The sequence below is a fragment of the Phenylobacterium sp. genome, from assembly GCF_020402505.1.
Taxonomy (GTDB): domain Bacteria; phylum Pseudomonadota; class Alphaproteobacteria; order Caulobacterales; family Caulobacteraceae; genus Phenylobacterium.
Genome location: NZ_JADBZL010000047.1, coordinates 1 through 7,136, shown reverse-complemented (window position 1 = coordinate 7,136; position 7,136 = coordinate 1). Strand labels below are relative to the sequence as shown.

Annotated in this window: 7 protein-coding genes; 5 read left to right on the top strand and 2 right to left on the bottom strand. The window is 63.3% G+C overall.

Annotated features, from left to right (window positions below; genetic code table 11):
- From IM632_RS03960 to IM632_RS03950, 3 genes are all read left to right on the top strand, one after another.
- Nucleotides 1-1,444, top strand: a 1,444-nt coding sequence (locus IM632_RS03960) for a restriction endonuclease subunit S (protein WP_296552032.1), incomplete at its 5' end; no start/stop codon positions are given.
- On the top strand, nucleotides 1,441-2,349 hold the full coding sequence (locus IM632_RS03955) for a GIY-YIG nuclease family protein (RefSeq protein ID WP_296523497.1): 909 nt from the start codon (nucleotides 1,441-1,443) through the stop codon (nucleotides 2,347-2,349). The genes IM632_RS03960 and IM632_RS03955, both read left to right, overlap by 4 nt.
- Entirely contained in the window at nucleotides 2,349-5,459 is a 3,111-nt protein-coding gene (locus IM632_RS03950; protein WP_296552031.1) for a type I restriction endonuclease, read from the top strand. Before IM632_RS03955 ends, IM632_RS03950 begins: the two co-directional genes overlap by 1 nt.
- Nucleotides 5,460-5,466: 7 nt before the next feature.
- Here the strand turns inward: IM632_RS03950 and IM632_RS03945 are convergent, their stop codons facing one another.
- Entirely contained in the window at nucleotides 5,467-5,634 is a 168-nt protein-coding gene (locus IM632_RS03945; protein ID WP_296481112.1) for a GNAT family protein, read from the bottom strand.
- Nucleotides 5,635-5,714: 80 nt separating this feature from the next.
- On the opposite strand from IM632_RS03945, the gene IM632_RS03940 reads away from it, so the two are divergent.
- Both IM632_RS03940 and IM632_RS03935 read left to right on the top strand, forming a co-directional pair.
- Entirely contained in the window at nucleotides 5,715-6,179 is a 465-nt protein-coding gene (locus tag IM632_RS03940; protein WP_296481109.1) for a helix-turn-helix domain-containing protein, read from the top strand.
- The gene (locus IM632_RS03935) at nucleotides 6,176-6,745 is read left to right on the top strand and encodes a putative toxin-antitoxin system toxin component, PIN family (protein ID WP_296521003.1); all 570 of its coding nucleotides are present in this window, start codon (nucleotides 6,176-6,178) and stop codon (nucleotides 6,743-6,745) included. The genes IM632_RS03940 and IM632_RS03935 overlap by 4 nt, the downstream gene beginning before the upstream one ends.
- 47 nt (nucleotides 6,746-6,792) lie before the next feature.
- Here the strand turns inward: IM632_RS03935 and IM632_RS03930 are convergent.
- A partial coding sequence (locus tag IM632_RS03930) for a GNAT family N-acetyltransferase (protein ID WP_296552030.1) occupies nucleotides 6,793-7,136 on the bottom strand: 344 nt, incomplete at its 5' end.

Sequence of the window (7,136 nt, the reverse complement as noted above, 5' to 3'; positions counted from 1 at the left end):
TTTCCTCGACCGCGAGACCGCCCGGATCGACGCCCTGATCGAGGAGCAACAGCGGCTGATCGAGCTGCTGAAGGAAAAGCGCCAGGCCGCCATCTCCCACGCAGTCACCAAGGGCCTCGACCCCACCACCCCCATGAAGGACAGCGGCGTCGAATGGCTCGGCGAGGTGCCGGCGCCGTGGGACGTCAAGCCGATCAAAGCGGTAGCGTCGGTTAATGACGAGGTTCTGGCCGAAGCGACAGACGCGGAGATGCAGATCGAGTACGTCGAGATATCCGATGTCCAGGCTGGTGCTGGTATCAAGGGATCAACTAGCTACTCATTTGGTGAAGCTCCCTCACGAGCCCGCCGGCTTGTGCGGGACGGTGACATCGTGGTTTCCACGGTAAGAACCTATCTGCGAGCGATAGCACAGGTCGAAAATCCACCTGAAAACATGATTGTATCGACAGGATTTGCAGTGGTTCGCCCAAAGCTCTGCTTATCTCGCTTTCTCGGATACTCTATTCAATCAGAGGCAGTAATAAGCAAAATTATCGCTCAGTCGACAGGTATCAGCTACCCAGCGATAAATGCGAATGAACTTGTTAAGATTTCTTTGGCTATTCCCCCTCAAACAGAACAGGCCAATATTGCTAAATTCCTTGATCGAGAAACCTCCCGTATCGACGCCTTGATCGAGGAGCAGGAGCGACTGATCGCGCTCCTGAAGGAAAAGCGCCAAGCCGTCATCTCCCACGCCGTCACCAAGGGCCTCGACCCCACCGCCCCCACGAAGGACAGCGGCGTCGAATGGCTCGGGGAGGTGCCGGCGCATTGGGAGGTGATCCCCCTCAAGCGCCTCGCGACCATTAGATACGGCATTGGGGAACCGCCGCCTTACCGAGACGATGGCGTCCCCCTAATCCGTGCAACAAACGTGGATCATGGAAGGCTATCCCTCTCAGGACTTGTGCTGATTGACCCTTCGGATCTTCCTGAAAATCGCGTTATCTGGTTGGAAGATGGAGATATTATCATAGTACGTAGTGGTGCGTATACTGGAGACTCTGCGATCATCAGGTCTGAAAATCTCCCGGCAATCGCTGGATTTGATATGGTGATAAGACCATTCGGATGCATGTCAGAATTCCTAAGTTTCTCTCTACTCAGCGCCTACCTGAAGGAAGGGCAGATCGATATCGAACGGATGCGAGCTGCACAGCCGCATTTAAATGCTGAGGAGTTGGGAGGATGCATGGTTGCTGTTCCATCGCCTGCTGAACAAGCTGAAATCTCGGCCCGTATAGAGCGCGAAATCGGAGCCTTGGACTCCCTCAATAGAGAGGCGGAGGCTGGAACGACACTGCTACGGGAACGCCGCAGCGCCCTGATCTCCGCCGCCGTCACCGGCAAGATCGACGTCCGCGAGTTCGCCCCAGCCGAATTGGAGCCCCCCCGATGACAAATGTCGCCGGTCGCTCGCTTGAGCTCTACTTCATCGATGGACGCCCCGATGGGATGCTCACCGCTGAGGTCTTCAACTGGACCGGTCACCTTCTCATGGCTCCGCGCACCCAGATCGCCGCCGCGCTTGGCCGCAAGGAAGCCCGCTACACGGGGGTCTATCTGCTCCTGGGCGAAAAGGACGGGGAACCCAGAGCCTATGTTGGCGAGGGCGAGGACATCAGCGAACGCATCCGCAGCCACGACATCCGCAAGGACTGGTGGACCACGGCAGTGCTCGTGACTTCAGCAGCAAACAATCTCCACAAGGCCCATGTAAAGTATCTGGAAGCCCGCCTGGTCGAGCAGGCTAGGCTGGTAGGTCGAGTCACGCTCGACAATGGGAACACCCCCCCTCGGCCCGGGCTCTCCGAAGCGGCGGAGGCCAATATGGAGGCCTTCCTGGACTATCTGTTCATGGTGCTTCCGGCCCTGCAGATCGACATGTTCGTGCAATCGGTCAGGCCGAGTGCAGCGCCTGCGACAGACACCCTGGCTGGCGACCGCGTTCGCTTTGAACTGGTCAACCGGAAGCACCGTCTCAGGGCGACGGCAAGGCTTGAAGGCGCCGACTTCATTGTCGAGGCTGGATCCGTAGCGCGCGGAGCCTGGGAGGGGCGGAACACAGAAAGCAGCGGTTACGCTCAACAGCGTAACGAGTTGCAGCGAACGGGAGTGCTCGTCCCTCAGGGGGAACGCTGTGTGTTCAGCAAGGACTACGCCTTCAAAAGCCCATCCGCAGCCGCCGCCGTCGTGAACGGACGCCCATCAAATGGCGCCCAAGAATGGCGACTGGAGGGCGGCGCCACTACTTACAGGGAGTGGGAAGACCAGATCATTGAGGCCGCCCAGGAGTTCATCTGATGGCCGCCCTTCACCAGGAAATCAGCTTCGAGTCCGAGGTCTGCACGGTCCTCTCCGCCGCAGGTTGGCTCTACGATTTCGGCCAGGACGCCCAGGCCTATGACCGGGCCCGGGCGCTCTATCCGCCGGACCTCCTGGCCTGGGTGCAGGAGACCCAGGGTGACGCCTGGGCGGCGCTGGAGAAGACCCACGCCGCCGCCGCCGGAAGCGTCCTGCTCGACCGGGTGCGCAAGTCGCTGGACGACCGGGGAACCCTGGAGGTCCTGCGCACCGGCTTTGAACTGGTCGGATTGAAGGCCCCCATCCGGCTGGCCCAGTTCAAGCCCGCCATGGGCATGAACGAGAAGCTGGTTGCGAACTACAAAGCCAATCGCCTGAGGGTGATCCGGCAGGTCCGTTACAGCGAGGCCAACCAGAACAGCATCGACCTGGTCCTCTTCCTCAATGGGCTGCCCATCGCCACGGTGGAGCTGAAGACTGACTTCACCCAGAGCGTCGAGGACGCGGTCGCCCAGTACCGGTTTGACCGCAACCCCCATCCCAAGGGCGGCAAGGCCGAGCCCCTGCTGACCTTCCCGTCCGGGGCGCTGGTGCACTTTGCGGTGTCGAACACCGAGGTCATGATGACCACCAGGCTGGCCGGTCCGGCGACCCGGTTCCTGCCGTTCAACAAGGGGAACGAAGGCGGCAAGGGCAATCCCCCCTCCCCCTTCGGCCATCCCACGGCCTATCTCTGGGAGGAGGTCTGGCAGAGGGACAGCTGGCTGGAGATCCTGGGCCGCTACCTCGTGACCGAGCGGGACGCGAAGAAGAAGATCACCGCCATCCTCTTCCCCCGGTATCACCAGTTGGACGCCACCCGGAAGCTGGTTGCAAAAGTCCGCGAGGAAGGCCCCGGCGGGAAGTTCCTGATCCAGCACTCCGCTGGATCGGGCAAGACCAACTCCATCGCCTGGACCGCGCACTTCCTGTCCGAGTTGCACGACGCGCAGGACAAGAAGGTCTTCGACTCGGTGATCGTGGTCTCGGACCGCAATGTCATCGACAGCCAGCTCCAGGCCGCCCTGTTCGAATTCCAGCGCACCACGGGCGTGGTCGAGACCATCACAAGCGAGAGCGGAAGCAAGTCGGGCCAGCTGGCCAAGGCCCTGGCCGACGGCAAGAAGATCATCGTCTGCACGATCCAGACCTTCCCCTTCGCCCTCCAGGCCGTGCAGGAACTGGCCGCCACCGGGGGCAAGCGGTTCGCCGTCATCGCCGACGAGGCGCACAGCAGCCAGACGGGCGAAGCCGCCGCCAAGCTCAAGCAGGTGCTCTCGCCCGAGGACACGGAGGCCCTGGCCGACGGCGGCGAGATCGACGTCGAGGACCTGCTGGCCCTCCAGATGGCCGAAAAGGCCAATCCCAAGGGGGTGACCTATGTCGCCTTCACCGCGACGCCCAAGGCCAAGACCCTGCAACTCTTCGGCCGTCCGGAAAAACCGGAACTCCCGGTCGGCGAGGGGAACCTGCCGACCGCCTTCCACGTCTATTCGATGCGGCAGGCGATCGAGGAAGGGTTCATCCTCGACGTCCTGAAGAACTACACGCCCTACAAGCTGGCCTTCAAACTCGCTTCCAACGGCGAGGACTGGGAAGAGACCGAGGTCGAGAAGAGCGCGGCCCTAAAGGGCATCATGACCTGGGTGAAGCTGCACCCCTACAACATCAGCCAGAAGGTGAAGATCGTCGTCGAGCACTTCCGCACCTCCGTGGCGCCCCTGCTGGAGGGCAAGGCCAAGGCCATGGTGGTGCTGGCCAGCCGCAAGGAGGCCGTGCGCTGGAAGCTGGCGATTGACGCCTACATCAAGGAAAGGGGCTACGGCCTGGGAACCCTGGTCGCCTTCTCGGGCGAGGTGAACGACCCTGACAGCAGCCCCGAACCCCTTGCCGAGACCAGTCCCCAACTGAACCCGACGCTCAAGGGCCGCGACATCCGCGACGCCTTCAAGGGCGAGGACCACCACCTGCTGCTGGTGGCCAACAAGTTCCAGACCGGCTTCGACCAGCCCCTCTTGTGCGGCATGTACGTGGACCGTCGCCTGGCGGGCATCCAGGCGGTGCAGACCCTGTCACGCCTCAACCGCGCGCATCCGGGCAAGGACACCACCTACGTCCTCGACTTCGCCAACAGCGGCGAGGACGTCCTGGAGGCCTTCAAGACCTATTACGACCGGGCCGAACTTGAGGCCCTGACCGATCCCAACCTCGTCCTCGACCTGAAGGCCAAGCTGGATGGCGCCGGCTGGTACGACGACTTCGAGGTCGATCGCGTGGTCAAGGTGCTGGTCAACCCGAAGTCCACTCAGGGCGACCTGATCGCGGCCATCAACCCGGTTGCCGACCGCCTGCTGAAGCGGTTCGCCGCCGCAAAGGCCGCCAAGCTGGCCGCAGAGGACGCGGGCGACGAGGCGGCGGCCAAGTCGGCGTCGGAGGAAATGGCGACGCTGGTCCTCTTCAAGGGGGACCTGGGGGCCTACATCCGCCTCTACACCTTCCTCAGCCAGATTTTCGACTACGGAAACACGGCCGTGGAGAAGCGCTTCCTGTTCTACAAGCCCCTGGAGCGCCTGCTCGAGTTTGGCCGCGAGAAGACCGGGATCGACACCAGCCAGCTGATCCTGACCCACCACGCCATCAAGTCGCTCGGAAAACAGAATTTTCAGCTCGGCGAGGGCGATACTCCAGGGATCCCGCCCATCGAGGGCGCGGGCGGCGGGGCGGTGCACGACCCGCAAAAAGCCCTGATCGCCGAAATCCTGGAGAAGGTGAACGGCCTCTTCGACGGCGACCTGACCGACGATGACCAACTGGTCTACGTGAACAATGTCCTGAAGGGGAAACTACTGGAATCCAAGGAGTTGGCGACCCAGGCCAAGAACAACACCAAGGCCCAGTTCGCCGCCTCTCCGACCCTGGAGACCCAGATCCTAAACGCCATCATGGACGCCCTGTCCGCCCACCAGGCGATGAGCAAGCAGGCGCTGGACTCCCCCCGGGTCCGCGAGGGCCTGAAGGACATCCTGCTCGGACCGGGCCAACTGTACGAGGCCTTGCGCGAGCAGGCCTGACGCCGCCCTACCCCTCCGACACAAAATACGCGCTGTCCTCATCCTTCCCCGGCAGGCGCACCACCCCCGCCGCCTTCAGCCCGATCTTCTTCAGCACTGCTTGCGAAGCGGTGTTGGCCGGGGTGGTGATGGCGACGATGCGGCCCAGGCGCAGGTGGCGGCGGGCCAACCGCACCGGGCCAATGTACCATTCAATACATTTATTGCATTTATTGCATCTAATGCCTAAATCGGGGGCAGGATAAGGAAATTCCCATGACCCTGCTCGCTCACCGACAGCCCCCGCCCTCCGCGCAGGACGCCGCCCTGGCGCGCGCCTCGGGGCAGCTCCTGTCCCACTTTGCGCGGGGGCATCGCCCCCTCACGCTTCGCGTCCGGGACGCCGGCCAGGATCAGCCCCTTGAGCTGCCCACAGGCGCGGCCGCCCTGCTGATGGACATCCTCGAAGCCATGGCCGCAGGACGCGGCGTCACCCTGATTCCGGAGAACGCCGAACTGACCACCGTGCAGGCCGCCGAGATCCTGAACGTTTCCCGCCCCTTTCTGATCAAATTGCTGGAGGAGAACGCCATCCCCCATCGCAAGGTGGGCAAGCACCGTCGAATCCGCATGGAGGACGTCATGGCCTACAAGGCGAGGATCGACCGTGAGCGGGAGGCCGTTCTGGACCAGCTTGTGACCGACGCGCAGGCGCAGGACATGGGCTATGGCCCTGCATGAGCCGCTTTTCGGCGCTTCTCGACGCCAACGTCCTCTATCCCGCGCCCATGCGGGACCTGTTCCTGCAACTGGCCGTTACGGACCTCTTCAAGGCCCGCTGGAGCGCCGACATCCACCGCGAGTGGATCGAAGCGCTCCTTCGCAATGAGCCCCACCGCGAGCGCGCCGCCCTGGAGCGAACACGCGACCTCATGGACCAACATACCCGCGACGCCCTCGTGACCGGCTACGAAGGGCTGATCCCGACGCTTGGGCTTCCCGACCCAGAGGATCGCCACGTCCTCGCCGCCGCCATCGCGGGGCGCTGCGATGTGATCGTGACGCAGAATCTCAGGGATTTTCCCGACTTGGCCCTTGAGCCCTTTGGCATCGAGGCCCAGCATCCCGACGAATTTCTCTGCAACCAGATGAGCCTTGCGCCCGGGCTCTTCTGCAGCGCCGTCCGGAAGGTGCGCGCCCGCCTCAGGAACCCGCCGTATTCTGTAGAGTCGTATCTGAAGGCCCTGACCCGGCAGGGCCTCGTGGCCACGGTGGCCGAGCTGGAACCGTTCGCCGATGGACTTTAAGGCGGACCAAGATGGGCTTGGGCGTTCATGAGCTTTTGATCGCCCCCCTACCCCTCCGACACAAAATACGCGCTGTCCTCGTCCTTCCCCGGCAGCCGCACCACCCCCGCCGCCTTAAGCCCGATCTTCTTCAGCACCGCCTGCGACGCCACATTGCCCGGGGTGGTGATGGCGACGATGCGGCCCAGGCGCAGGTGGCGGCGGGCGTGGTCGAGGCAGGCGCGGGCGGCTTCGGAGGCGTAGCCCCGGCCCCAGGCGCTGGCGAGGAAGGCGTAGCCGAGGTCCGGGTCCTTCAGGCCGTCGCGCTTCAGCACGCCGCACAGGCCCACGGGGCGGCCGCCGTCGCGCTCGGTCGCGCGCCACAGGCCATAGCCCTGGCCGGCGTAGGAGG